Annotated in this window: 33 protein-coding genes; 4 read left to right on the plus strand and 29 right to left on the minus strand. The window is 43.0% G+C overall.

All coding sequences use genetic code 11. From position 1 onward, the window contains the following. Nucleotides 1-28: 28 nt before the first annotated feature. From J7E26_RS06945 to J7E26_RS07040, 20 genes are all read right to left on the minus strand, one after another. Complete coding sequence (locus J7E26_RS06945; RefSeq protein ID WP_214801300.1) at nt 29-475, minus strand: phage tail assembly chaperone; 447 nt, start codon at nt 473-475, stop codon at nt 29-31. A gap of 86 nt (nt 476-561) precedes the next feature. Further along, a complete protein-coding gene (locus tag J7E26_RS06950; RefSeq protein ID WP_061523160.1) occupies nt 562-1,005 on the minus strand; it encodes a phage tail tube protein in 444 nt (147 codons plus the stop codon). 1 nt (nt 1,006) lies between these two features. Further along, entirely contained in the window at nt 1,007-2,404 is a 1,398-nt protein-coding gene (locus J7E26_RS06955; RefSeq protein ID WP_214813216.1) for a phage tail sheath family protein, read from the minus strand. Continuing rightward, nucleotides 2,404-2,613, minus strand: a complete 210-nt coding sequence (locus tag J7E26_RS06960; protein ID WP_214801294.1) for a YqzN/YkzM domain-containing protein — start codon at nt 2,611-2,613, stop codon at nt 2,404-2,406. Before J7E26_RS06960 ends, J7E26_RS06955 begins: the two co-directional genes overlap by 1 nt. Beyond that, the gene (locus J7E26_RS06965; protein ID WP_214801291.1) at nt 2,610-3,056 is read right to left on the minus strand and encodes a phage tail terminator family protein; all 447 of its coding nucleotides are present in this window, start codon (nt 3,054-3,056) and stop codon (nt 2,610-2,612) included. The genes J7E26_RS06960 and J7E26_RS06965 overlap by 4 nt, the downstream gene beginning before the upstream one ends. Then, entirely contained in the window at nt 3,053-3,556 is a 504-nt protein-coding gene (locus J7E26_RS06970) for an HK97 gp10 family phage protein (protein WP_214801287.1), read from the minus strand. The genes J7E26_RS06965 and J7E26_RS06970 overlap by 4 nt, the downstream gene beginning before the upstream one ends. After that, nucleotides 3,553-3,909 (minus strand): DUF3599 family protein, encoded by a 357-nt coding sequence (locus J7E26_RS06975; RefSeq protein ID WP_214801284.1) that lies wholly within the window; start codon nt 3,907-3,909, stop codon nt 3,553-3,555. The genes J7E26_RS06970 and J7E26_RS06975 overlap by 4 nt, the downstream gene beginning before the upstream one ends. Further along, on the minus strand, nt 3,906-4,289 hold the full coding sequence (gene yqbG, locus J7E26_RS06980) for a protein YqbG (RefSeq protein WP_214801281.1): 384 nt from the start codon (nt 4,287-4,289) through the stop codon (nt 3,906-3,908). The genes J7E26_RS06975 and yqbG overlap by 4 nt, the downstream gene beginning before the upstream one ends. A gap of 20 nt (nt 4,290-4,309) precedes the next feature. Continuing rightward, nucleotides 4,310-5,245, minus strand: a complete 936-nt coding sequence (locus tag J7E26_RS06985) for a phage major capsid protein (protein WP_214801278.1) — start codon at nt 5,243-5,245, stop codon at nt 4,310-4,312. Nucleotides 5,246-5,271: 26 nt separating this feature from the next. Then, entirely contained in the window at nt 5,272-6,117 is an 846-nt protein-coding gene (locus tag J7E26_RS06990; protein WP_214801275.1) for an XkdF-like putative serine protease domain-containing protein, read from the minus strand. 33 nt (nt 6,118-6,150) lie between these two features. Then, nucleotides 6,151-7,599 (minus strand): phage portal protein, encoded by a 1,449-nt coding sequence (locus tag J7E26_RS06995; protein ID WP_214801272.1) that lies wholly within the window; start codon nt 7,597-7,599, stop codon nt 6,151-6,153. After that, the gene (locus tag J7E26_RS07000; protein WP_214801269.1) at nt 7,600-8,898 is read right to left on the minus strand and encodes a PBSX family phage terminase large subunit; all 1,299 of its coding nucleotides are present in this window, start codon (nt 8,896-8,898) and stop codon (nt 7,600-7,602) included. It abuts the gene before it with no gap. Then, complete coding sequence (locus J7E26_RS07005; protein WP_214801266.1) at nt 8,895-9,692, minus strand: terminase small subunit; 798 nt, start codon at nt 9,690-9,692, stop codon at nt 8,895-8,897. The genes J7E26_RS07000 and J7E26_RS07005 overlap by 4 nt, the downstream gene beginning before the upstream one ends. Before the next feature lie 114 nt (nt 9,693-9,806). Next, complete coding sequence (locus tag J7E26_RS07010; RefSeq protein WP_214801262.1) at nt 9,807-10,316, minus strand: sigma factor-like helix-turn-helix DNA-binding protein; 510 nt, start codon at nt 10,314-10,316, stop codon at nt 9,807-9,809. Between the two features lie 115 nt (nt 10,317-10,431). Further along, complete coding sequence (locus tag J7E26_RS07015) at nt 10,432-10,638, minus strand: XtrA/YqaO family protein (protein ID WP_214801339.1); 207 nt, start codon at nt 10,636-10,638, stop codon at nt 10,432-10,434. Then, nucleotides 10,625-10,966, minus strand: a complete 342-nt coding sequence (locus J7E26_RS07020) for a phage portal protein (RefSeq protein WP_214801259.1) — start codon at nt 10,964-10,966, stop codon at nt 10,625-10,627. The genes J7E26_RS07015 and J7E26_RS07020 overlap by 14 nt, the downstream gene beginning before the upstream one ends. A 97-nt stretch (nt 10,967-11,063) precedes the next feature. Further along, nucleotides 11,064-11,231, minus strand: a complete 168-nt coding sequence (locus tag J7E26_RS07025) for a hypothetical protein (protein WP_214801256.1) — start codon at nt 11,229-11,231, stop codon at nt 11,064-11,066. Continuing rightward, nucleotides 11,231-12,031 carry an ATP-binding protein gene (locus J7E26_RS07030; RefSeq protein ID WP_214801253.1) on the minus strand — a complete coding sequence of 267 codons (801 nt, stop codon included), beginning with the start codon at nt 12,029-12,031 and terminating at the stop codon, nt 11,231-11,233. Before J7E26_RS07030 ends, J7E26_RS07025 begins: the two co-directional genes overlap by 1 nt. Then, nucleotides 11,931-12,761, minus strand: a complete 831-nt coding sequence (locus tag J7E26_RS07035) for a FaeA/PapI family transcriptional regulator (protein ID WP_214801251.1) — start codon at nt 12,759-12,761, stop codon at nt 11,931-11,933. The genes J7E26_RS07030 and J7E26_RS07035 overlap by 101 nt, the downstream gene beginning before the upstream one ends. Next, nucleotides 12,754-12,930, minus strand: coding sequence for a hypothetical protein (locus J7E26_RS07040; RefSeq protein WP_214801249.1), 177 nt, complete (start codon nt 12,928-12,930; stop codon nt 12,754-12,756). Before J7E26_RS07040 ends, J7E26_RS07035 begins: the two co-directional genes overlap by 8 nt. 189 nt (nt 12,931-13,119) lie before the next feature. On the opposite strand from J7E26_RS07040, the gene xre reads away from it, so the two are divergent. Beyond that, nucleotides 13,120-13,461: an HTH-type transcriptional regulator Xre gene (gene xre, locus J7E26_RS07045; protein ID WP_214801247.1), complete on the plus strand. Its 342-nt coding sequence runs from the start codon at nt 13,120-13,122 to the stop codon at nt 13,459-13,461. Between the two features lie 148 nt (nt 13,462-13,609). Then, entirely contained in the window at nt 13,610-14,206 is a 597-nt protein-coding gene (locus J7E26_RS07050; RefSeq protein WP_214984869.1) for an ImmA/IrrE family metallo-endopeptidase, read from the plus strand. Between the two features lie 38 nt (nt 14,207-14,244). Here the strand turns inward: J7E26_RS07050 and J7E26_RS07055 are convergent, their stop codons facing one another. The 4 genes from J7E26_RS07055 to J7E26_RS07070 form a co-directional block, all read right to left on the minus strand. Continuing rightward, nucleotides 14,245-14,853 carry a poly-gamma-glutamate hydrolase family protein gene (locus J7E26_RS07055; RefSeq protein ID WP_214813217.1) on the minus strand — a complete coding sequence of 203 codons (609 nt, stop codon included), beginning with the start codon at nt 14,851-14,853 and terminating at the stop codon, nt 14,245-14,247. 80 nt (nt 14,854-14,933) lie between these two features. Then, nucleotides 14,934-15,884 (minus strand): N-acetylmuramoyl-L-alanine amidase, encoded by a 951-nt coding sequence (locus tag J7E26_RS07060; protein ID WP_214801243.1) that lies wholly within the window; start codon nt 15,882-15,884, stop codon nt 14,934-14,936. A 156-nt stretch (nt 15,885-16,040) separates the two neighbouring features. Next, nucleotides 16,041-16,175, minus strand: a complete 135-nt coding sequence (locus tag J7E26_RS07065) for a PhrA family phosphatase inhibitor (RefSeq protein WP_214801241.1) — start codon at nt 16,173-16,175, stop codon at nt 16,041-16,043. Further along, the gene (locus tag J7E26_RS07070; protein ID WP_214801238.1) at nt 16,165-17,301 is read right to left on the minus strand and encodes a response regulator aspartate phosphatase; all 1,137 of its coding nucleotides are present in this window, start codon (nt 17,299-17,301) and stop codon (nt 16,165-16,167) included. The genes J7E26_RS07065 and J7E26_RS07070 overlap by 11 nt, the downstream gene beginning before the upstream one ends. Nucleotides 17,302-17,518: 217 nt before the next feature. Here J7E26_RS07070 and J7E26_RS07075 point away from each other — a divergent pair, with 217 nt between their 5' ends. Together J7E26_RS07075 and J7E26_RS07080 are read left to right on the plus strand one after the other, a co-directional pair. Further along, complete coding sequence (locus J7E26_RS07075; protein WP_214801235.1) at nt 17,519-17,983, plus strand: DinB family protein; 465 nt, start codon at nt 17,519-17,521, stop codon at nt 17,981-17,983. A gap of 144 nt (nt 17,984-18,127) precedes the next feature. After that, the gene (locus tag J7E26_RS07080; RefSeq protein WP_214801230.1) at nt 18,128-18,892 is read left to right on the plus strand and encodes a sulfite exporter TauE/SafE family protein; all 765 of its coding nucleotides are present in this window, start codon (nt 18,128-18,130) and stop codon (nt 18,890-18,892) included. A 47-nt stretch (nt 18,893-18,939) separates the two neighbouring features. Here the strand turns inward: J7E26_RS07080 and J7E26_RS07085 are convergent, their stop codons facing one another. The 5 genes from J7E26_RS07085 to J7E26_RS07105 form a co-directional block, all read right to left on the minus strand. Then, entirely contained in the window at nt 18,940-21,822 is a 2,883-nt protein-coding gene (locus J7E26_RS07085; protein ID WP_214801228.1) for a type 2 lanthipeptide synthetase LanM family protein, read from the minus strand. Between the two features lie 92 nt (nt 21,823-21,914). Further along, nucleotides 21,915-22,091 (minus strand): class II lanthipeptide, LchA2/BrtA2 family, encoded by a 177-nt coding sequence (locus tag J7E26_RS07090; RefSeq protein ID WP_214801225.1) that lies wholly within the window; start codon nt 22,089-22,091, stop codon nt 21,915-21,917. A gap of 36 nt (nt 22,092-22,127) precedes the next feature. Beyond that, nucleotides 22,128-22,304 carry a class II lanthipeptide, LchA2/BrtA2 family gene (locus tag J7E26_RS07095; protein ID WP_214801223.1) on the minus strand — a complete coding sequence of 59 codons (177 nt, stop codon included), beginning with the start codon at nt 22,302-22,304 and terminating at the stop codon, nt 22,128-22,130. A 21-nt stretch (nt 22,305-22,325) separates the two neighbouring features. Next, nucleotides 22,326-22,481 carry a hypothetical protein gene (locus tag J7E26_RS07100; protein ID WP_214801220.1) on the minus strand — a complete coding sequence of 52 codons (156 nt, stop codon included), beginning with the start codon at nt 22,479-22,481 and terminating at the stop codon, nt 22,326-22,328. 18 nt (nt 22,482-22,499) lie between these two features. Then, nucleotides 22,500-24,647 carry a peptidase domain-containing ABC transporter gene (locus tag J7E26_RS07105; RefSeq protein ID WP_214801218.1) on the minus strand — a complete coding sequence of 716 codons (2,148 nt, stop codon included), beginning with the start codon at nt 24,645-24,647 and terminating at the stop codon, nt 22,500-22,502.

Raw genomic sequence — 24,647 nt, forward strand, 5'->3', positions numbered from 1 at the left:
TACACGGCTTCCTTGTTTCCATCTTTTATCAGTTTTTTGCTTCTTGCTCCAAATCTTCCAATTCGTCCTCAAAACCGTTGATTTCAATTGCTTTGTTTAACCAGTTGGCATATTCGCCGCCGACTGAAAGAACGCGTTTTGCCACCTCTACCGGGTCTGCCGTTTTGTATGCCTCGCGAAGCTCTTTAGAGCGGAAATCAGGGTAAATTGTAGATTCCACTGCAATTCGCGCATAGAAACGCTGACTGTCTAAGTCTTTTACGCGTCCGCGGCCTTTAACATTTTTATACGTCGTGCTTTCCTTCTCCAATTCATCAATGCGTTCAGTCGTGATCGCTTTAAAAATGAAAGGCACCATATTTCCTTTTTTATCAACAAACCGCTTTGAAAGAGGAACCTTGATTTCTTCAGCCTCCACTGTTTTCCCCGGCAAAAAGAAGGACAGATCATATACTTGTTCGTTTTTTTCGCTCATCATTAAAACTCCCTTTTATCTATGTTTTTCATGTTTAAAAGCAGACCTTCCTCACAGAAGGTCTGCTTCATACTTCAAATCCGGACTTAAAACGTTTCAGAAAGCTTTTCCGGCACATCAAAATCTTCAAATGTAAACGGCACTTCTTCTTCGAGCGCCTCTGAGTCCACATCCAATCCGGCGATTTTGGCTGAATCGAAGTTGACGTCGTATAGTGTGACGCGTTCTGTGCCGCGGCCTGACGATTGGTCATCAAGAACGGCCTGCAGCGTAAAATACGGATCGCTGCCTTTTTTGACGTAATCCATCATGAGAACGGCGAATTTTGATGTGACTTTATAAAATGTCGCCGTGCCCGTTCCGTTGGCGCCTGTCGTTTTGTGGCCCGTCATGCGGCGGCCCATGATGTTCACTTCTGATTTGTTTTTTTCCACGTTTGCTTCAAATGTTTTGATGTGCGCCATTTCTTCCCCATCGAGAAATAAACGGCCTTCTTTTCCTGAAATGGTGTTTTGCGCTTTTAATGCCATCTTAGTTTACCTCCACATTAAAGTAGAATTTTTCCGCTGCGTCCACAGGCTGTACGGCGAGATCAATTAAAAATCCGTCGCGGTCTTCGCTCATGCCGATTTTGATATCGTTATCTGAGTCAAAATCAGTAATGCCTCCCGCATCCTGAAGCGTTGTCATGTATTGAATAATCATCGTTTTGACGAATTGAAGGCCGTCATTTGTAGCAGGAATATCGCTTCCGCTGCCTTTTTTCGATTTAATTAATGCTTTCAGCTCACGTGTCAAATCGTTGTTCACCGCGTCCAGCACACGGACGATTTTGTTTTTCGCGAACTTTCTGTTTTTCTCAGCGGTAAATGTGACTAAAGAGTTGATGTCCTTTTCAACGCTGACCGACTTATCGCGGGCATCATATGAGAAAAGGAATTCTCCCTTTGCGAGACGTTCGACAACTTCATCATGATCCAGGCGGTGCAGCACATCGACTGCGCCTTCGTATTCAACAAATGTTAATGATTGATTAAAAGTTGCACCTGCGCTTGCGCCCGCTACCCAGGCCGTCGCCTCTTCGGCTTTGACCTCGGTTCCGTCTTCAAGCAGGACACCTTCCGTTACATTGATGATGCCTTCATAGTCTCCGTTGTAATGGGCAGTCACACCTTGCACTTTTTGTCCCTGTGCGTCACGGAGGCGTTTAATAAATGCAGCGAATGTCGCTTTCAGCTGTTCGTTATCAGCAACCGGAAGAGCGATGACATCAAAGTTCTCCGTTTCGGCTGCCGCTAAGAAATCTGTATAATCCGAGTTGACCGGCGCCTTATCTGTTCCGCCTGCCAAACGGATGCCGACCGCCGGATGTAACGTTTCACCGGACTCATCCTCAGACCCAGTCAGAGGGATGGATGAAGACAGTTCGCCCGTTCCGGTGAAAGTGACATAACCGTTTGCCGTTAATTGCTCGGCTTTTTTCACCGTTTGTTTGTCGACTTCCGCTTCATCCATATAAGTCGTCACATCGAAAGCGGTTTGGTCAAGGACATTTTCACTGATTCGGATCATGATGTCATTTCCTTTTGATCCGCCGTATAATGCAGTTGCTTTTACACCCGGCGAGATATCGGCGCTGGCTCTGATTCCCTCCGTCAGACGGTACATCAGAACAGTCCGGGCTTTTTTCTTGGCCTCGCGTAAAAGCAGCAATGACGGATCTTCAATGCTCAGTCCCACTTTTTTGTTCAAGTCCTCAATGCTTGAAATGGAAACGAATGTTTTCGCTTCACCCCAATTCGATGCGACAGGCAGAGCGACGATCCCCCGTTCACCGAGTGCCACCCGCTCTTCGGCCGTTGTTTTAAAGTTGAAATAGATGCCTGCACGTTCTTTTTCTTTTCCCTGCGTAAATGTTCCGCCGTTCATTATTGCATGACCTCCTTGGTTAGAAATGTTTGAATGTAAGTTTGGGCTTGCGCTTTTGTCATTTGTTTTTGATTCACGCCGAATAAAGCCCCCTGAAGAATTTCAGGTTTAACGCCGAAAAGCTCCTTCGCGTGCTTCGTTAAGTCCGCCGTGTCAAAAAGGACGGAGCCTTCTTTTTTCACGGTATTTTGCTTTTTGTTTTCTTTCACTTTTGTTTCACCCCGCTGTTTATGTCAATGTCCCGCAATCCGGGATTTGAGTGTTTCTGATAATAGTAACGGCTCGTCCAGCGGATCATGATCACTGCGTCGCCTTTATCTCCGATCCTCGTTTCCATACGTGTAATGCGGATGAAATCACCAGTATGTTCGCCTGATTCCGTCAATAGCGGAATCTGGTGTCTTGATTCTCTGACAGCGTCAGCCACCCGGTCGGCAGTATAAAGCGCCTGCACGGAGTCAAGATGGAACAGCTTTACATTGAGGCTGTAGGTTTTCTTAAAGGTAGAGACCGTATCATTCTCGTCAAAAACGGAAGGCGGCGGGATGTAAAGTGAAGGCACCTGAAATTGTTCAGGGAGCTCACTTTCATAAACCGGCACGCCACACTGTTTATATAAAAACGCCGCAATTGACCCGGTTTCACTGTTCATCCGATTTTCCCTCCCAATGTGTTGAGCCACTTATCCATGCGCCTATTCAGCAAGTTTGCAAAGAGCCGTTCATACAAAAGAAGGGCGTCATCCCAAAACTGATTGCCGCTGACCCATTTTTTCTTCAGCGCCATTCCCGTTGATGCCGAAGGATCGTATATGAACCGGGACCCTTGAAAATATCCGGGCACCCATCTTACGTTTTCATCCGAGACGGTCCAATGCCCGTCATTTATGAAAGAGGCGTATTCCAAATTGGTGCCGATTTCAAGGGACAGCCCGCCCTTTTCTGTGATCCACACATTATCCTGCGCTCCTTTTCGAAAGGAGGATAACAGCCTCTCTGTATCAATGCCCCGCGAATGAATGAGTTCATCACGAACCAAATCGAGAAACTGCATGCCGGACTGTTCCAGCCATTCGGCAGCTTGACGGGAAAAGTCTCCGGAAGCGGCTTTTGCTAATGATTGATTCCATCGTTCAAGGCCCTTTATCTTCATAACCTGCCATCCCTCACAGCTATGGCCTCCCAATGATGATTTCTTACTTTTTTCGGCATTTCCAGAATGTAAACGTGATTTTCCCAGATGATTTTGTCGTTCACACGCAAAACGGCAGCTATCGGAAAATGAACGAGAAACCGCTGATACACCTTGTGATCAGGCTCAAGCTGGATGAGCTGCTGCTGTTTTTCAGTGAAGCAGCACGGCACGTCATGTTCATCAGGCGTATCAGGATAAGTGAAAACAGGCTGGAGCTTTTGCGCGGGAATTCCGAAGCGTCCGCTCTCCGGAACCGACTCCGTCTCATGATAAATATCACACCTGTCAGTAAGCAGCCGTTCGTAGCTCATAACGTTCTCACCTTTACGCTTGAAGAAACCGGAGAATAGCCGGGCGTGACATAATCACTGAGCAGATGGTACACCGCGGGTTTTTCGATTCCGCCTTGTGCTGCCACTGTATAAGAGTAATCACCTATTTTTTCAGACTGATAGGCGGAAGCGGCTGCTTCATTCTGATTCAAAAGCGCAAAATACTGGGCGAGCTTTAATATCGCGAGTTTCGCTTTTTCAGGGAGCGGTGCGTACACGGGATCAGTAAACTGATGACCCGTCAGCCTTGCCGCTTCTGCCTCCGCCTCCAGAATATCCTGCACGAGCAATGACTCAGGCCTGTTTTTGACTTGATCATAAACCGAGTACGAGGCAACGTCAGACGGCTGAATTAACATAGCTGCCCCACCTCCATTTGTTATTCTTTGACGTTAATAATTTTCGCGCTTGCATCTTCTTCTTCAAACTTGCTGTCAAGTTTAGCAGTTAAGACAATGATAAATTTACGGCTGCGAATATCCTTATCGACTTCAATTCTGATATTTCGGGAGAAGCCGAGAATGATATTTTTCGGATGGGTTAAAATGATATCAGACGCATCATACTGAGCGTCTCCTTCTCCGGCTGTATACGGCTGCAGGTTGGAAATCCCTTTAACAGGGACGCCGAATGCCGAAGACAACCCGCCTTGCACCGCGAGATCCCCTAAGCCGGTTTGACGATCAGCCACCCGGTCTTTCCATTCAATCTCCATGCCTTGAGATGTATAAAACCTGAATTCCTGAGGAAGACGCAAATATTTAGCAGGCACCGCCTTTAAACCTTTTTTGAAAGTGGCTCTGGACAGTTCTTCCCCCTTAACGTCAATGACGTGAGAAACGGCCTGCTTGCGGATCCCGTCAAGCTGTGCAAGATACGGATCAGATGAAGATGTATCGCCGTTTACGACAAGTTCTTCAATATCCACTGCCGCCCGTTCGGCTAAAATCTGCATGATCGTCTGCTGCAAGCCGTCTTTTTCAATGTTATTTTCAAGCGTGTCATACGTAATGTTAATTTCCGCGATGACTTCCTTCGTATTCAGCTGAACCGTGCTTGTTGACGGAACGGTCAGCTCATCATTTGATAAAGCCTTTCCTTCTTCAGCGGCCCGCAGGATACGCTGGCCGAAACCGATTTTTTCAAATTTCTGCGAGTCGTTTTCCATTTGGATGACACGCGATTCACTGAAAATGGTCGGCGTGTTCTGCACCATTCGGATAAAAGCCGATGCTTGTGCAGGATTCATTAATCCGCCGCTTTTTAAAGCAGAAAGTGACATTTCCGCTTTTCTGATGATATCTTGATTTCTCACTCTAGAGTTCCTCCTTCTGACTGGGTTTAGAGCAGTCCGCTCCAAATGGATTTTTTGACCGGCTCTTGGCTGCCGCTCATGTCATCTTCCGTCTGCTTTGAAGCCCCTCTTGCTTTTTCAAGCGCTTCAATGCGTTTAATAATCGGCGCAAGCATGTCCTCAACAAGCTTTTTCAGCTTTTCATCATCAGACGGCGCAGATGACCCGTCTTGTGCGTCCGTGTTTTGGTCCATATTGTCAAGACGCTTCAACAGCGGATGCAGCGCGTGTTCAATGGATTCTCTCAAGTCTTCTTTTTTCATCTTTTTCAAGTCCTCTCCCTTGCGGTATCTGGATTTACGGTCGCGGTCCAGCAATTGCTTGACCACGCCGAATAAGCCGGCTTGTTTTTCCTCCGGCTCTTCATATACGTCAGCGGTTCCCGCCATGCTGTAGCCGGTAATGACGCCGGCTTTAATTTGTTCCCATACTTCATCGGATGCTTTCGTGACAAGCACCCACGATCCTTTTCGGATCTGTGCTCCGCCGATTTGAAAATCATCCGGTGCGACATATGACTCCACCACCTCGCCGGTGCCGCCTTCAAAGTTATGATTCGTGTCAATATTTCGGGCATCGGCCAGAAATCCGTGAGCGGCCTTTTCAATTTCTTCAGCTGTCATATAGTCGCCGTGGGCATCGGGGACATCCGGCTCATAAACAATGCCGTAGACGAGCTTTTGCTCATCGGGCTCGCTTTTCGTAAACACCTGCACCTTTTTTTCAAATGACGGGAGGCCGGCTGCTTTTGTGAAAAAAAATTCCGTCTGATTCGCCGCCTTATCCACGTAGCTCACAAAGCTGATGACGGCATTTCTCAATTCCCTCGGCACTAGATTTTTCACCCCCTTTAAAGGACTGGTTCATCATTTCTTTGCATTCTGATCTTGCGCCGCTTGTAATGGGGGACGGCTGTAAAACTCTTCCGGCCATTCCTCAAGCGTTTTGCCGAGCACTCTGCCTGCCAGATCACGCAAATCATTAGGCGAGACGGCACCGGCCGTGATGAATGGCGTGAGCACCTTCGCAATTTCAAGCGGATCACGAAAATCAGGACCCTTTAATGTCAGCTGCACATCATGAATGCCCAATTCAGGCAAAAACAAGGTGTTCAGCTTGTTGACAAGCGTTTTTCTCTCCGGCTGAAACACTTGCTCTTCCGTTATTTTCCGGGCGGTGTCCGCCGTCGCTTTGTTATATTCCTGCGCCTCGCCTGTATAAAGCGGCGGAAGGCGGAAGGCGGACCGGAGTTTATTTCTGCTCTTGTCGTCATATTCAAGAAACAGCGCATCATCCTGTAAAATTTCTGCAAGCGATTTGATTTCCACGGAAACCGGTGTGATGTCTTCTCCGCCGTGAAGATCTTTTTCCTTGGCGATGCCTTCTGCCTCAATTAACAGAAACTTATGGGCGTTTTCCACCCCTTCCAAATCATTCATATAGTCTTGCAGCTCTTTATACGAGGTTTCAGACAGCATGCCGTTTTCGACCGTAATCGCAGCCGGCACGTGGCGGCCCTGCTTAAAATACATGAAGTTAAGCTCTTCTGCTTTTCGCGCGCCGTATAGGTTGACGATATTGCCGACCCAGCGCGGAATGCCGTATGTGCCGCTGCCGATTTTCAGATGAATCGCTTCATTTGCCTTGTATTGCTCAGACAGGGCGTTCACATATTCGCCGGTCCGCATGTCCATGATGCGCGGGTCGCCGTATTCTTTGAAGAAAACTTTCCGGCCATTTTGCAATTGAACATATTTGCGGAAGCGCTTTTGCCTTTTGATCGTTTTGGACGTGCCGTTTTCTTCATAGGAAAACGTGACTTCAACAGGATCGGTTACGCCGCACACCCGCATATTTTTCACATCCAAATATTCGATCCCCGCCGGTTTTCCCGATCCGTCCCGAAGCACCTCCATAAAGCCGTTGCCCGTTTTTTCCCGGTCTTCAATCGCATACCCGAGAATCGTCTCGGCTGATTCGTCAAAGTGAAGACATTTGTAAAAGCTTTCAAGCTTCGTCCAGTTTTTTTCAGCCTGTTTCTTTTTAACCGGGGCCACATCTGAGCTGTTTATATCAAAGGTGTACTCGACATCAAATCCGAAGCCCGTAATGTTGACCCGATATGCATCAATACATTGCTGAAGGATTGTAGAGTATTCGGCAATCGTTTTCAGCTCTATAATGTTATAAGGCGGAGAAATAATGTCTTCGCCGTAAAGGTCCGAAAATTGATCATCGTACAGCTGTTTTGCCTGCGGCGCGGCCATATTTGATTTAAAAACGGTGGCTCTTACGCTTTGATTGTTCGGCACCATTTACCTCCTCCTTTCTCGATTCGGGCGGGCCCGTTTCTGTGATGAATCTTTCAGATCCGCTACGTCGTAATCATCCAATGCGTACCAAATCGCTGAAAGTGTATGGGGATCAATTGAAAATTCATCTTCCGACAGAGCGCCGTTTTTGTTCTTTGCATAGGTTAATGTTTGCAGTTCATAAATGGTATGCTGACAGCGGTCTGAGCAATAAATGTTTCTGAACCGTTTCAGCTTTTTTGTGTATTGCAGCCGGGAGCCGGGAAACTTTTTCGCCGCGACCATGTGAAAGCCTTGCTGACGGAAATATTGAATGCTTTTCGGCTCGGCTGAATCCGCTTTGATCAGCTCTTTTTTGTCTGCGAATTCGCGAAGCTCTTCAGCTGTTTTGTCATCGGTCATTTTGTTTTTATAATATTCCCAGAAAATATAAAGCTCCTTGTTTTCCGGATCTACGGCAAGCCGAATAACGGCGTTGTATGACTCTTCAAAACCAAAATCCATGCCTGTCCGAAACATCGGCTGCCTGATGCCTTCGATCCGCTGTTGTAAAACCTCATGTTTCATGACTTGAAACTGCGGAAACACACGGATGCCGTTTACGCCGAACTGTCCTTTGCGGGCAATTCGGTACAGATCAGGATCATATTGTTTTAAGCTGTCCAGCTGAGCAATGTAGCTTTCAGGCAAAAACATATTGTCGCAGGCGGTGGAATGGTGGTAATACGTATCCCCTTTAATGACGGTGCCTTTTTCATACAGCTCCCGGTCATCCAATACGAACCGTTTGTTTTGCTCATCCTGAAAAAAATGCCGATACGTCCAATTGGAGGTGCCGACAGGATTTGTGGTGCATATCATGTGAAGCGAAAGCTCAGGATGCCGCAGACGGCCGATCAGCTCCTTAAAGCCCTCATACTTCACCTCAGAGCATTCTTCAATCCAAATTAAAGAAATATGATGGATGGATTTTAATTTCGCCGGGTTGTCCATGCCCTTGAACATAACCCGGCTTCCGTTTGCAAATCTCAGCTGCATCGGTGAGGATACTGCCTTCACGGCATGTGCCAGCTCAAGCTCCTCGATGATATCCTCAAACAGCGCAAAGGTGGAATCCCGATGCGTATCAAACACCTCGCGCACGACAAGCGCCGTCCGCTTTTCCTGAAGCAGCTTCAAGATGATTTTCAGCGCAGTGTGATAGCTTTTTGATGAGCCGTAGCCGCCGACGAGAAATTGGTACGTTTCATTCCAATTGAACAAATAATCCTCAAAGCGCGGGTTGACCGCTTTTTCCATCATGTCCGTTCCTCTTTCCGCGTGATCATAATATCAATCGGCTTTTGGGGGCCCTCTGTTTTTTCCAGCTTCTGCTGTGCCAGCTTTAATTTTTCATTTTCGATCTTTTGTTTAAATTGATCCGGGAATAAGTCAAAATACAAGGAAAGCTTTTCGAGCGCCTTCATTTTGTCGGCAAGCTTAATGGCGATGCCTTCCTTGCCGAGTTTTGCTTCTGTCACAATCGTGCCGTCCACAAGACCCGAATCTTTTACGTCGACGTAGCTGATCTCCTGCATAATCGGATTGTCATTTTCATCAAACAGCGGCCCTGATTTTCCGAAGGCCTGAACCTCTTTTTTTCCGAATGTCACATAATCCGTGATGTCTGCGAAAGCGATTTTCACATACACTTGAAGGACGTCCATCGCTTCGATAAACACTTTATTGACCATTTCCTTTTTCATGCGCCTGATTTCTCCGGCGACCTTTTCGTTTTTTAATAGCCTGCTTCCCGTCACATGTGCGCTGTCCGGAGAATACCCGGCTTTAATCGCGGATTGGGTGGCGTTAAAGCTTTTCACATAATAAAGGCAAAACAGCCGCTGGCGTTCGTTTAAATCATCATTGTCATAAGAGGCGTTTTTTCCGGGGCTTCTCTGTTTTTTATGTAACGCCTCTTTCCAGCGCCCTTCTTTTTTCCACCTGCCTATCGTCCTGGCGGATACGCCGGCTTCTTCGGCTACGGCCCGGTTTGTTATGCTGCCTTTATGCGCCTTATATACTGCAAATGCTTGTTCTCGCTGTGTGTTTTTCATGTTACGGCATCACCGCCACCTCCGACATGGATGTCTATAATAAAAAGCGGCTTCTTTCGGCCGCTTTCATGTTTTCGTCTATTCACTTCTAGGTGGCAAACGTATGACAAGACCTTAAGCAGGTGACTGTTTTCTTTCTTCCTGCTGCTTTTGTATTTTTAACAGCGCCCGTTTGATCGTCGTCTGTACGGTTGATTTCTTTACATTCAAAAGCGCCGCTATCCGTTCATAGGAAAAGCACTCTGCTTTGTGAAGGAGAAGCATTTCTTTTTCTCTATCTGTTAATAGGGTTAATGCTTCCCGTATTCTTATCCTGTCTTCTTCAGTGATGCTCCCGCTCGGTTCAAACATCATCGCTTGTGAATAGGATTCTATAATTCTCGGATCTTTAATCAGCATTCTTTGATAGGCATCTCTGCGGTCAATTGCTCTTCTTATGCCGGGCTGCCGTCCTTTCTCAAGCCATTCCGTGACATATTCTAAATCTGTAATGATTGTTCTGATTATTTTTTTGTCCTTCAGCTCTTCTGCCGAAAGTGCTGCTTCATCAGCTTCCTCCAGCTGCTTGTACCATTTTTTCGTTTGCTTCAGCGTGCGTTTATATTCAAATAATAAGTCTTCCATGATATGATCCTCCTCTTTTCGGGAACAAAAAAAGGACACCAATCAATGCACAGATATGCGCAATTGATCAGTGTCCGCAGGCTTTCCGTCTTGGACGTATTCTGTTTTTAAAAATCTAATTCAATTTATAGCCGATTTCGTATTCAACCCGGGCCAAATCTCCCTTTCTCGTTTCGACAAGCGTTTTGCCGTGCTCCGGCGCTTCGGCGAGCCATGCTTCCCCCTTCAGCCCGTCTACAATAATGACGCGCACCTTACCTTCCTTTAATTGGCTTTGCAATGTCGTTGTTTCGATGTTTGCCAGTTTTTTAGGATTCATGATAAAAGTCCTCCGTCTGTTTTGTTATTTGTATGTCGTTTATGATGTGTTCGAGCTCACGAATGAACTCTTCCTTCCCCTCGGAAAGCTCTCCCTTTAACATGTGAAGAGCCGTTTCAGCCGCTTCATAAAGCTCCGGGGCTTTGGCCATCAATGCGGCGTTTATTTGCTGTGAGTATGAGCTTAAGTTGAAAACGGCTGCAATGAGCCTGCCGTTTGAATAAGGGAATCTTTCCCTGTCCGCTTCATTGTAAGCGGAATAAATGTAAATTGGTTTTTCTTCTCCGCTGTTTACGGCCCGCCATGGGGCGGGACTGTTTTCTAATTGCAATGAATGTCCTCACTTTCCGTCGGCTTCATGCCACGATTCAATTTGCTTTTCGATCCGTTTAGCCCGGAACAGCAGGCAAAAAAGCCATTTTATATATTTATACATGTGCACCCAGCCTCGCTTTACCGGCTTGAACCATTTGCTCCAGCCGGTTGATGACCGGTGTTAAATCAGCGCCTGCTTTGCAGTTTGGGCACGGGTGAAAGACAGCTCCGAAAGCAGTCGCTTTGACGATGACTTTTTTCGTTCGGCACAGTTTACACATTACCTCGCCCCCTCTAATCTGTGGTTCAGTTCATACGGATTTCCTTTAATAATGACTAAATAGTCGCTGCACATTTCATAAATTCTGGTCCCCAGCGCCTCATCAATCCGCACAAGCTCGTCACAGGCAAGCTCGCTGGAAAGAAGGATCGGCTTATGATTTAAGTAGCGGTAATTAATGACGGCATACATCTGTTCAATCTGCCAGTCGGTCGCCCGCGGTTTTCCGTTTAACGGTTTAAACAAGTCATCTATAAAGAGCACATCAACCTGCTTCATGCGGGAAAGCTTTGCGTCCAGCAGGTCAAAATCATTTTTTAAATCCGTAAACCCCTCCACAAACGGAAAATACACAACCGGGGTTTGCTTTTGTTTCATGACATCATTGCTGAGAGCGGTAAGAAGATGCGTTTTTCCCGTTCCCGGCCGTCCCAAAAGGGCGATGCTGTTTTTCCGGCTGTTTTTGATCCTGTCAAAGTTCTCAATAAATTCAAGCGCACAGTCATAAGCATCGATGACGGCCTGCGGCTTTCCTGAGGTTCGAAACCCCTTGAAATTCAGCTTCCTGAAGGCATCGGTGATTTCACTTGCGCCAAGCAAACGCTTCACTTTCCGATCATCGGCGCAGCCGCACTTCACCCATACATCCGTTCCGTTTTGCATTCTGAGAAACCCGCCCTGATCTTTACAGAGCTGACAGTCATAGCGGCTTTCGTCTGATTCGCCCGGTCTGTCCGCCAGTAATGGACGTTTCCCGTTTTTCAGGTCGGCAAGAATCTGCTCGATTGTTCGTTTTGTCATGTATTTTATTCCTCTCTCTTCTCATTGTGATTGTCTTTTTCGCGATTCGCGCATTCAAGCGGTCTTCTATAAACTTGGCACAGTAGCTGAATGACTTAATCGTTTCAGCTGAAGAGGTGCGCCGCTGTTCAAAGGCTGTAAAGCATTCTCCGAGCCATTTGATTGCTTCGTGTGCTGAAACACCGCGGGAAACAATGCGGGCGATGGCTTGATAATCTCTTGACGATGGGTACACGCTGCGCCCCTCCTGGGCAGACCTCAATCTGATAAAATGTCTGGCAATCTCGTTTATTTCATCTTCAGCAGTATAGTCTTTTGTTATATCTATATCTGACCTGACGTTTTTGTCCTCCGGATTTACCGTAAATGTCTGATCAGAGCCTTCGGGGCGGATATATGTGTCCGCTCTTTGCGTAAATTTTTTCGAATGCTTAACGGAGATCATCAATCCGTAAGGCGCCCGGACGACTTTGATATATTCATGCTTTTCCAAAAGATCAAGCCATCTTCTGACGGTTTTTTCACTGACGCCGAATACCTCGGCCATCTCTCTTGCTTTTACGGGCTTATGCCCAAGAACGATGCCCCAATTGACTCCGTCGTGCTGCTGTTCCCTTGTCGTTGAGCTGATGAACCATAAAAACAGCCATACAGAGGAACCCATTTTGTCGTAATGTTCTGAATTCAGTAATCCCGAATAGGTAAAAAACGGATAGCTGTTATCATTCATGCCGTGAATCTCCATTTTTCTTTAAGCTTACATACAACTCATACTGCATTCGGTTCTCAAATCGGAACACCGGAAGTCCGCAAGCGGTAAACGAAATTGAACCGCCTGCTTGCCCTAAAAACTGCTGGTCAGCCAAATTGCGGCTGAAGCGGATGATAATCGGCTGCATATGATAACCTCCCGATACTTTTTTTATCACTTTTGATACATTTTGTATCTCTATGAGTTCGATTATATACGATACATTTCGTATCATCAAGACATTTTTGATACTTTTTTTATCTTCTCTTTATTTCGATACGTTTTGTATCTATAATCAGAAGTAAATTAGGGTGTTGAAAAAAGAGAGGTCATTCGGATGATAGGCGGCAGATTGAAAAGTCTCAGAGGAAAAAAAACACAGGAAGAGATCGCTAATCATATCGGTGTCTCACGGGCCAGATACTCTCATTATGAAAACGGCCGCTCAGAACCCGATTATGAAACGCTGCAAAAGCTGGCCGATTACTTCAAAGTGTCGACAGATTACTTGTTAACCGGAAAAGAAAAGCCTTCAGATGAAGATATGTTTTCAGATCCCGACTTGCAGATCGCGTATCGGGACATGCAGGATTTTTCCCCGGAAAGCAAACAGCAGGCGATTGAATTCATTAATTATTTAAAAGAAAAAGAAAAAAACCGCAAGCCGAAAAAGAAATAATTCACTCTTTTCGTTAAATAAAACGAAAAATAAGCCGATATAAAGGCTGCATGTTTATTTTTAAAAGAAAAGGGAAATGATTCAAAGTCCGATAAGGGCTTTTCTTTCTCACTCAAAAAGGAACATACGTTCGAAAGGGTGTATTCAATTGGGCGATTTTTTAACACATCTGGAGGAATACGTAAAAAACTTATATTGCAGCTTGGGAATGACCGCCCCTCTTCATATTGATATGCAGACCATTGCGAGGGAACTTGATATTTGGATTCATTTTGAAGATACCCCCAGCATGATGCTGAAGCGTGACGGCATGTACAGCATTGTCCTTAATCAAAGAAAGTCGCCTGAAGAACAGTGGGAAGATTTTGCGCATGAGCTGTGCCACGCGCTGAAGCATACCGGAAACCATTTTCACATGAATAAGCTGTTCAGAGAGCTTCAGGAATTTCAAGCCAATCAATTTATGTACCACTTCTGTGTGCCGACCTTTATGCTGTTAAATATGGAGCTTCCCCAGTGGAGAAGCCATGCCGTCACTTTAATCGCAGCTGCCTTCCGCGTGACAAAATCATTTGCGGAAAAAAGGCTGGAGCTTTTTGAACGGCGTAAAGCAGGTATTCAATTTCAGAAGCAGCTGGCCTTTCATCTGTCAGGAAAACGAAAAACGGGAGGATATCAGCCGGCGGAACACCGCCTGGCTGCCGCCGAACACAAAGAAGCTTACAGCTTCAGCAGCTGCGAATAAAAAACGCCGGGCACCCAGCCCGGCGACAGATCCTGCAATCAATCTTCACAGTAAAACACACGTTTTACTGCTTTCACATAACGAAAAAAACAACCATTTTTAGAAAACCGCCGCCCGCCGAATGTAAAATGATCGAAAAATGCCCGGCGCTGGGCGGTGCTCAATTCAAGCTGTATGCCCAATGCTTTTTTGCTTTGATTTACGATATTGGCCGGATGCGCCCCTTTGAACCTTCCGCTTTCAGCCGCAAGTTCGGCGCTGAATCCCGCCTCACGGAGACTTTCAACAATGGCTTTCGCGCCGGCAATATTTGAACCGCCGGCAATCGTGTGCCTTTTTGTTAGATCCCGATAGCCGTGAAACGCCAAAGCAGCGTCATGCTGCTTAACCATTCGAAGCGCAATCGGCTCATCAAATCGGGTGCTTGTCAGGTGCAGAAAATGATTATTGCGTTTTTTCATACCCTCAAATAAATAGATGGAGCAGCGGTCTGAAAAAGCGCGCACGAGCTCGCTTACACCAGGTTCAATTCCGCCCCCATGAGGACTGAAAACGATACGGTCTGCCTCTTGTTTTTCCCGACACACGATGCGGTATTCCGATTCCGCCGCCTGTAACGCATGAAAATGATGATACATATCGTTCATATTCAAGTGCTCTCCTTTACATATCAGCACCAGTTTACGCTACACCGGACAAAATGAAAATAGTTTTCTTTTGCCTTTGGTTAAGAGAGCTTTGCTTCCAGTTTTGCTTTTGTCTTCGGCCCGTATATTCCGTCAGCTGATAAGCCGGTCACAGATTGGAACCGTTTGACGGCATTTGCCGTTTTCGCTCCGTATACACCGTCAGCTCCATGATTTTTGGCGCCTTTGTCGGGATAAAAATAAAGCGAAGAGAGCGCCTCTTGCACTTGGAGAACCGCGCTGCCTTTCGTCAGAGGGCTTGTCACCTTAAGAATGCCCATTGGGAGCTTCCAGTGACCCGTTTGGCCGGCAGATGAAGCCGCAGAACCAAGCTTGATCGCTTGGCCGATCTTAATCAGATCAGGATTTCGAATATGGTTTATACGTTGCAGCGTCTTCAAGCTGACGCCGGTGCTTTGGGCTATTCCAGAAAGCGTATCGCCTTTTTTGACGTAATAAACGGAGCCCTTATGCACAGACGAGACCGTTTTAATATCGGCACTCCCGTTTACTTTTTTTTCAATCGCAGCCTTCACTTCATCCCAGCGGCCCTCGGACAAAATACGGTGCGGGCAATATTTTCCGTTCCAGTCCTGATGTTTTCTGATCCGATCAATCCCCCAGCCGCGCTCCTTCAGCAGCTGTGCGATAAATGTAATCGCCAGCTCCTCTGCGGCTCTGTACCGTGTGCCGCCTGACTTGCTGTAGCAGATTTCTACAGCAATTGACTTCCGGTTGCCCGTACCGTTTGTACCGTCTCCCGAATGCCAGGCATTTCGGTCCAGGGGCACTCCTTGAATCACTTCTTTATCGTCGACAGCAAAATGATAGCTTGTTGATTCGCTGTTGCCGGTCATATAGCTGATTTCATTAGCGGCCGATGCGTCATTTGCCGTGTTATGAATGGTAATATACTCCGGCGTCATCGGATTGGGGCACTTTAATGCGTGTTTATCCGCAGATACGAGCCGTTTTTTTACTGCAATACTCACTCTTCATCTCTCCTTATGCCTTTTTCACTAATAGGTGGCATTCGTAGGACGGATGTCCGAGCAGAAAGGCCTTGATATTTGGATAAAAATGCCTCAACGGGAAGAAGAAGAGCGGAAACTAAATAAGACCCTTTCGAGGAAGGGTCTTCACGTATTTTATGTTTGGTTCCGCGCGGCAATGTGGAATGTGCCATCCGTTTGATCCGCTGAATGGCTTTCATAGCTGATCACCTGAGTAAAGCTGAACCCGACAGCAACAAGCATCAATCCTGACAACAATTTAGATTTCATAGAGACAATCTCCTCTCTGGATTTGTTTTTGGGCGTGCACCATTTTCTCATAAAACGTGAGCGCTTTTTCAGGCTGCCCATGTTCCATGTAGAATTTGGCAGCATCATGCGCCAGTTCTTCTACATACGGATACAGCATGTGTTCTTCCAGAAAATCAAACGTGTGCTTGACGGATGCGTTATCCATTTTCTTTCCATATAACGCATGTAAAAATCGAAACAGCTCTACAAACAATTCATCATTGTACTCGCGGGCAATGTCCAGTCCCAGGCGATATTGCTTCTCTGCTTCTGCAGTTGTGTTTTGTTTATAAAGAACCTGTGTTAATGAGTAAATAGAATGCGGAAGATTATCGAACTTTTCTGACTTGCAAATGGAAACGGATGTCTCAAAATATTCGGCTGCTTTAGAGAGGTCTCCCATTTTTTCGTAACAGTTTCCGAGATTATATAAGGCTGAACTGATAAGACGGGGATTGCCTTCTTTTTTTGCAAGATCTAAAGCCAGTTCTAAGTGGGGCAATGCTCTTTCTGGATACTGCATGTCATCATAATTCCCTGCAATAACGAATTCACATTGGATTCTGCGGACGTTGTACGTTTCATACGATTGGTACGTTTCAAGCGCTTGAACGGCGTAACTCATGGAGACGTAGGTTTGTTTCAGATTGTAAAATATCTCGGCCATTTTAAAAGCAAACTCAGCTTTTTCGATGTCGTCAGAGACGAGGGCAAGGTTTTTTTCAGCCCGTTTGTAATACATCATGGCGTTTAAGAACATTTTTTGTTTGAATTCATACATTCCTCGAAAAAAATTAAAATAGTAATCAAGCAACCCTGTCAGTTTGTACTGATTGCCTTCAATGTCTTCCAATAATTCTGAAAACTCAGGCTGAGAAGGGTCCTCTTTTAAGGGCTTGATGTAATCCAGCATAACACGGTGCCTGAATTCCATTAATGAATAATACAGCAATAAATCCTGGTCTTCTTCCATATCCTCAATTTCTCTCTCTACTTCACGTTTGACGCGTTCCGCTTCAAGCACGTGAAACTGTCGGATATGGGTGTACCATTCATTAATTTTGAGCCCGACAAAAGAGGACGGAATAGTCTGCTTCATCCTCAATTAATCCCCCCTTTTGGAATGACCGAGATATGTCATATTTTATCATATTTGCAAGAAAAAGAAGAACGCAAAAAGACCGCAATTGTCGAATTTCGGCTAACCGCAAAGGTTCAGCCGCTGTTTTTTCTGCTGAGCCGGGGCTTTTTGCTTGTTTCTTCCCTCTCAATTGATATAGCATGTCAGTACAGCATTTATCTTTTTAAATGGAGGAAAACACATGACAACACAAAATCAACTGGTCAGCCACTTTTTATCACATCGAAACGTGACGATTGAATTGGCGGAAAAAATCAGCCGGGAGCATTACGATTACAAACCTGCAGAGACATCAATGTCTGCTGAAGAACTTGTGAAACACATTTTTTCTTCATTCCTCATGTTCGCAACAATCATTAAAGAAGGAAATGGATCAGCGCTCCAAAACATGCCTAAGGAAGAAGAAACAGATCTCATAAAACTGGCGAAAACGCACACAGAAAAAACGACAAACATTTTGTCAGAGCTGACTGATGAGCAGCTGAACCGCGAAATTGACCTGACCGCTTCTTTTGGGAGATATGTAACTGGAGCCGCTCTCCTTCAGCTTGCCATGGAGCATGAGATTCATCATAAAGGGAATTTGTTTGTATATGTCAGAGAAATGGGCCATACGGATCTTCCGTTTTATCAGCAAAAATCATAACCTGATTATCCGCCAAACCAGTCATATTACGCTGGGCGGCGGATTTTTTCTATTCATTAAAAAATTCTAAAAATTAAATTGATTATAGCCTTCGAATCATATATAATCTGATAAAAATAGTCGGATTATTCAGGAGGCTTTCAGATGAGTGTAAGCATTTTATTCATGGGTTTCATTGTCGGAACGCTGGTCGGATTGACGGGTGTCGGGGGAGCGGCGCTTTTAACTCCCTTATTGATTATTTTAGGAATCAACCCGTCTATCGCGGTCGGCACCGATCTTTTATATAACTCGATCACCAAACTGTTTGGCGTTGTTTCTCATTGGAAACAAAAGACTGTTCATTTCAAGCTTGCAGGATACTTGGCAATCGGAAGCGTGCCCAGCGCATCCATAGCCATCGGCGTACTCCACCTGTTCCCCGCTTTTCATCAGCATCAGGAGCAGATTATTAAACACGCTCTCGGCTATGTTCTGACGCTGGTCGCGGCCTCCATTATCCTGCGCCTCTTTTTTGATAAAAAACTGCGCCCGAACCGCTGGCAGCAAAAGCCGCTTGAAGAGAAACGGACACTTATGATTATTATCGGCGTGATTTTCGGCTTCATCGTCGGGTTGACATCGATCGGTTCCGGCTCTTTATTTGCGATCGCCATGCTGTATTTGTTTAAAATGAAAACGTCAGAGATTGTAGGAACAGACATCGCGCACGCATTTTTGCTCGTAACCGCAGCCGGCCTGTTAAACGCCGGCTTTGGAAGCGTCAATTACTTGCTGGCGGCGAATCTGCTGCTCGGCTCAATTCCCGGCGTGCTCCTCGGCAGCTTCTTCTCGCCAAAATTCTCCCCGCGCCCGCTGCAGTTTGTGATGGCGGCGATTATTTTGATAAGCGGGTTGAAATTAATCTAAAAAAAGCGTCCTTTACGGATCGCTTTTTTTCTTTTCGAAAAAGTTCGCTAATCTAAAGCCAATGGGGTGGGAATTTCTTTATTAACTGATCTCAATAGTGCAAATAATTGTCCTGTTTTCCCTAACATCATCCCCAGTCCCGAATGATCATTTCTTATTCCATTTTGCCAGCCATGCATCAATAAGGTTTCTTTAAAATTGTTAACCCATATATTAATTGTATTCTCAATTTCTTGTTTGCGATTTTTAAAGAGAGACAATTCCTTAATAGCATGAAGTATATCTATATTGCCCATCGTGCCATGACACAATGAGTAACCCTGCCGATGGGAATTGCCATTTTGCAATGTGTCATTTAATGACTCATTAATATACCCAACATGAATACGCCCATCTACATTTTCATGTATCCTGCTTCTCCCAAGAAGAATACCGCAAGACCCATGACACCACATTGGGGACGAATAATCCGACCCATTTTTTCTGTTATCTTTCCACTTATTTATTTTAGTATCAAAAAATCTATCTTCGTATTTGAGAGCTGATTCAATCAGTCTGAGTACTTCCTCGGATGGCTCAATATGTGCATAATATTCAGATAGTGCATAACAAATTCCAGTAATTCCGTGAGAAAACCCTGCTAAAATTATATTCTCATCCGCGTCAGATTTCCAATATGCTTCATTTCGGTTTTGAATCGCTCTTTTGCATATTTCCGTACAAACTGCCCTTGCAGTATCTTTCACTATTTCAGTCCGATAATGCTTGCCGAGTTGAACCACAACCTTTAATATTCCCGCGAGTCCGCCGATAAAATCAGTATGTTTTATTTGGGAGGTTTCCTCACGAAGCTTCTCTAAGTATGCTTTACACACCCTGTTCACTTCATTTTCTGAATAAAGTCCGGTATCTCTCATTTTATTGACAAAATAGATATAAGAACTTGATCCGTAAAAAGCTGAAAAATTTGTTTTATAAATACTATGCTCATATATTTGATTAATGGAATTAACTATTTTACGAAGAACTGGCTTGATTTTTTCATCATTATATATAAGATTATAAGCTGAAAAATACAGCCCTACTCCAGCTAAACCATCGTACAGTCCAAAGCTTAGCGGTCCTGCAGATAAAGTGCCATTGGGAGCCGAGACTATTGATACCCATTGAAGATCATTCTCTGATTCCATTGCTTGTTTTAAAATACAATCTGTTTCTATTTGAATCAGTTCTTTAATTTGTATTTCATTTTTAAATTGCCTAGGTACAAAATCATCACTTTGATTAGTACAAATGATATCCAAATTAGCTGCTGTGGAGCTTAAGGCCATATTTATCAATCTCACTTGCTGGTACATGTCTTCTTCCGACATATTCGCTAAACGAGTTAAGACTTCTTGTTTAGCGCTTCTTTTCATAATCCCTGTACCCACCACTTGTACTGAATTTGAATAAACCTGTTTTTCACTAATAAAAGTATTAAAATAGGGTATATCACCGATCATCATATCCTTGATCTCAAATGGGCTGATGGAATCAAATGCTTCATATTTTGTGTAGGCATCCTTAATAAAAGATAAAACTCTTCTCCTTTCTCCATAATCTTTTAAATACATAGGATGGAGAAGAGTTTCAAGAAATGCAGCGTAAACATATGTAGGTCTGACAATAATTCTAATAGGGGCATTGCTAAAATTGCTTATGAGGTTCGGGATATATAAATCTTTTTTCAAAATAATGTATATTCTTTCGAAACCTTCAATAAACTCTTTTTCAAATTCAAAGCATTCTGCTACTTTATTTTTATAAACAGGAAGGTTACTTCCCCTTTTGAAGAAATAATGTTTCTTTCTCATAGAAATTTTATCAGTTTTTATATGAAGCACTTCTTCTTTTTCACCTTTTTGATTTTCTGTATTTATCAAACCTCCTATATTTGTCAAGCCGTTATCTTCCGGAAAACTCATATAGTTGAAAAATGCAGATTTTAATATTGTTTTATTTACTTGCGCTGATGCCATCAAATTAACATTTTCTTTGTTCTCTTCAGAAAAAACAAGGCTGCTTTGAAACAAAGTCTCAAGATCAACCAACACAGGTTTGTCACGACATGCAATTATATTTTCAAAATGAAAATCTGATCCTTGAAAAGCATAAATAAAGCCTAAATGCATTCCAAATTGATAATAATAATTTCTTACCTGTTCAATATTATCGCAAGGTTCAGCCTGTACGTATTCTTGCCATCCATACTCACCTTGATCCAAAGATAAAGGAGTTTTTAAATTAGTTTGATAATGCTGATTGACATAATCAATGACCTTTTCATAAAAAACATCAATTTTAAGTGAACGGGGTTTATAAACGAGTTTATCATTTTCAAATTCTATAATAACGACACTTTTACCGCCGTTATGAACATCACCCGCATTCATTTCAATCTTTCTCATTTTTCCGAGCGAAAAATTGAATTTTTTTTGGATGTTTTTATAATCATTAACCCAATGTTTAATAATAGATATAGTGAAGCGTATAAAATCAGAGGTGGATCTGGAGATTAAATCTTCCAATACAGGATAGTTATTTAATATTTCTTCAACAAATGCGGAATTTTTCAGCCTTTCTGAGAATAGATCATAATTTTTAGATTCATTTTTTTCATCAAACTCATCAAAAGTCTGATGAAACTCATGGATAAGTGTTTTCTCCGCCAAATGGTATATTTTTTTCTTATAATTAATTAATATCGATTCAATAAGACACATTTTATCCAGACTTTCTGATTGTATTCTATCCATTTCTTTAACAAGACGAGTTTTACAAATATTTATAAAATACTTTGCAAAACCTTCAAAATAGTCATCTTCTTTAAATATGTCTAATACAGAGTTTTTATAATAATGGTTATCTGATTTCTGTGTTTTGTTCATATTAATCACATCCCATATTTATTTCTTGACTGCTTGAATAACAAAAAAGAAAAAGAATATGTACGCATATACATATTCTTTTTCGGATATATTTAGTCGTTACATGGGCTGACGATGGACGCACACTTTGTCGTCGGACAGCCTGCCAACGATATTGGAATTGTGATGGTTGTCGGAGTTATCGTCATCGGGGCTGCATCTGAACCCCCTGCAAGATCTTTTAATTCTTCTTCAGTCATTGGAGTCAGTGCTTGGAAATCTTTTTTCATTTTTAATTCCTCCTATAGTTTAATTTTTTAAAATTTTCAGTCGTTACATGGGCTGACGATAGACGCACATTTAGTTGTCGGACAGCCTGCTAAAGATATTGGAATTGTGATAGTTGTCGGTGTAATCGTCATTGGAGTTGCCTCCGATCCTCCCGCCAATTCCTTTAATTCTTCTTCAGTCATTTGTTCCAATGCTAAAAACTCTTTTTTCATTATAAATCCCTCCGATTATTTTTATATTTGCTTTTGCGGACATGCGCAGCCTACTGTGACAGTTGCACACAGATGTGTGAATGGAATTGTTGTTATCGATATTAAGTTTTGCCCTCCAACAAGGTCTTTCAATTCTTGTTCCGAAGTTTCATGCAATGCGCTAAAGTTTTTTTTCATATTTCACCTCCTTTCAAGCTAATTAGTCTGCTGCAGCCGAGATTCATATTTGCTCTTTATTGCCTTTAAGTTTCCATTTTCAATCTCGTAGATAGATTCGGAGAATTCGAGCCATTCCGTTCTATGGGTAATAGAAATTACAGTTATATCCTTATTGTAGATGTTATTTAATATATTTAATTCCGTATCCTTATCCAAATTGCTTGTTCCTTCATCTATAAAGAGAATTTGCGGATTTTTCGCTAACACTCTGGCTATTGAGATCCTCTGCCGCTGCCCGCCCGATAAGGTAATACCATTTTCTCCAATTATCGTATGGTAACCCATGGGCATTTTTATAATATCCTCATGAATACATGCTTCTTTTGCAGCTTGCACAACTTCTTCCATTGTTATTTTTTCACTAAAATATTTTATATTATTTATAATAGTGTCATTAAACAGATTGACATCTTGAACAATGTAACCTAATGTTTCTCTCAGCTTAACCATATTTACGTCCTCTATTTTGAATTCACCATAGCAAATTTCTCCCGCAGTTTTTTGATAAAGGCCGGCAATGATTTTAATCAATGTAGACTTTCCGCTTCCGGTTTTTCCGATTAATGTGATTTTTTCTCGCGGGCGGATCATTAAATTCACATTATTCAGAATACAGTCAGTTCCATTGTAGCTGAAGTCAATATTTTTCAAGCTGATATTATGAACAGCCGGGTTAAATCGTTCACTGCTTTTATCATTTACTTCCTCATCTTTTTCATCCAGCACGGCCTCAACTCGGTCTACCATTTCTTCGACTAATTTAATAGATTCGAGACTGCCAATTATAGATCCAAGCGGTGACATAAACCGTCCGGCAATGTTAGAAAAAGCAATTACTGCTCCAAGTGTTAAACCTATGGATGACGCTGACCAGGTACCTACAATTAAAATAAGTAACGGCAAAGATAGATTGATTGCATTGGAGACCGCACCCAGTAAGGACGAATAATTCATTCTTTTTGAGAAATAATCTAATTGATGATCAAAATTATAATTTAATTGGCTTTCAATATTCTTTGTTTCTCCTATTGTTTTTATAAATGTCATGGATCTTAAAATTTCGATTAGCTGACTCTGAAAGTTTGATTGACTGTTTACTTCCTGTTTTGTAAACATTTCAATTTTCGGAAGCAAAAATTTAGTACTCAGCACCTGTATCATCGCTCCCGATAAAACTATAAAAGATAAAACCGGAGAATAAACAAACATTACAATGAAAAATACAAAGATAAGACTGATATCCAATATTAAAGTCGACGCAAGCCTGGAAATGACTTCGCGAATTACAGCAATGTTATGAATTCTTGTCGAAATATCCCCGGCGGTATTCGCCTCAAAAAACTTTAAGGGAAGAGAAAATATTTTACTGATTATTTTATCAGTCATACTTTTATTAATTTTTAATTGCAGTTTGATAATGAATTTCATTCTGATTAAAGACAGACTAAAGAATAATACGATTGAAACAATAACAAACGTTAAAAGCATAGGTATAGGGAGACTTTTCTCATCTCCGCTAATAAATGAATCAATGATATATTGAGTCAAAAAAGGAGTCATTAAGTTTAATGCTTGAAAAATAAAGGTAAAGATTATAATAAACCCCAATAATTTTTTATCTTTCAGAAGATATTTTCCGATCTTTTTAAATGAAGACACGTCTTTTAATGATGCAGCAATTTTATCTTTTCTCTCAAATTCGTTCTTTCTAGTTAACATAATAGAAATACCATTATAAAACGTCTTGAACTCTTCTAATGTGATTGTCAGTCGGCCAGTCGAAGGGTCTATAATTTTTACGGTATCCGTGCCAAATGATTCGACAACTACAAAATGATTATGATTCCAATGAACAATTAGCGGATGGATTTTGTTTATCTCTTTAAGCTGATTTAAGTTGTCTGTACGAAAAGCTTTAAAATCATAATCGAATGTTTCGGAAATCTTTTTCATTACAATTAAATCTGTGCCGTCTCTTCCGATAATTTCTTTATTTAATTTCAATTTGTTAGGATTGATTTTTATTCCTTCAGCCCTGCTCAAAACCATAGCTAAACAAGTAATACCGCAATCAAATTGATTTCTTTGAAGAATAACCGGAAGTTTTTTTTTACTAATTTTCAT

This window comes from Bacillus sp. ISL-51 (genome assembly GCF_018613535.1).
In the GTDB taxonomy this organism is placed as follows: Bacteria; Bacillota; Bacilli; order Bacillales; family Bacillaceae; genus Bacillus.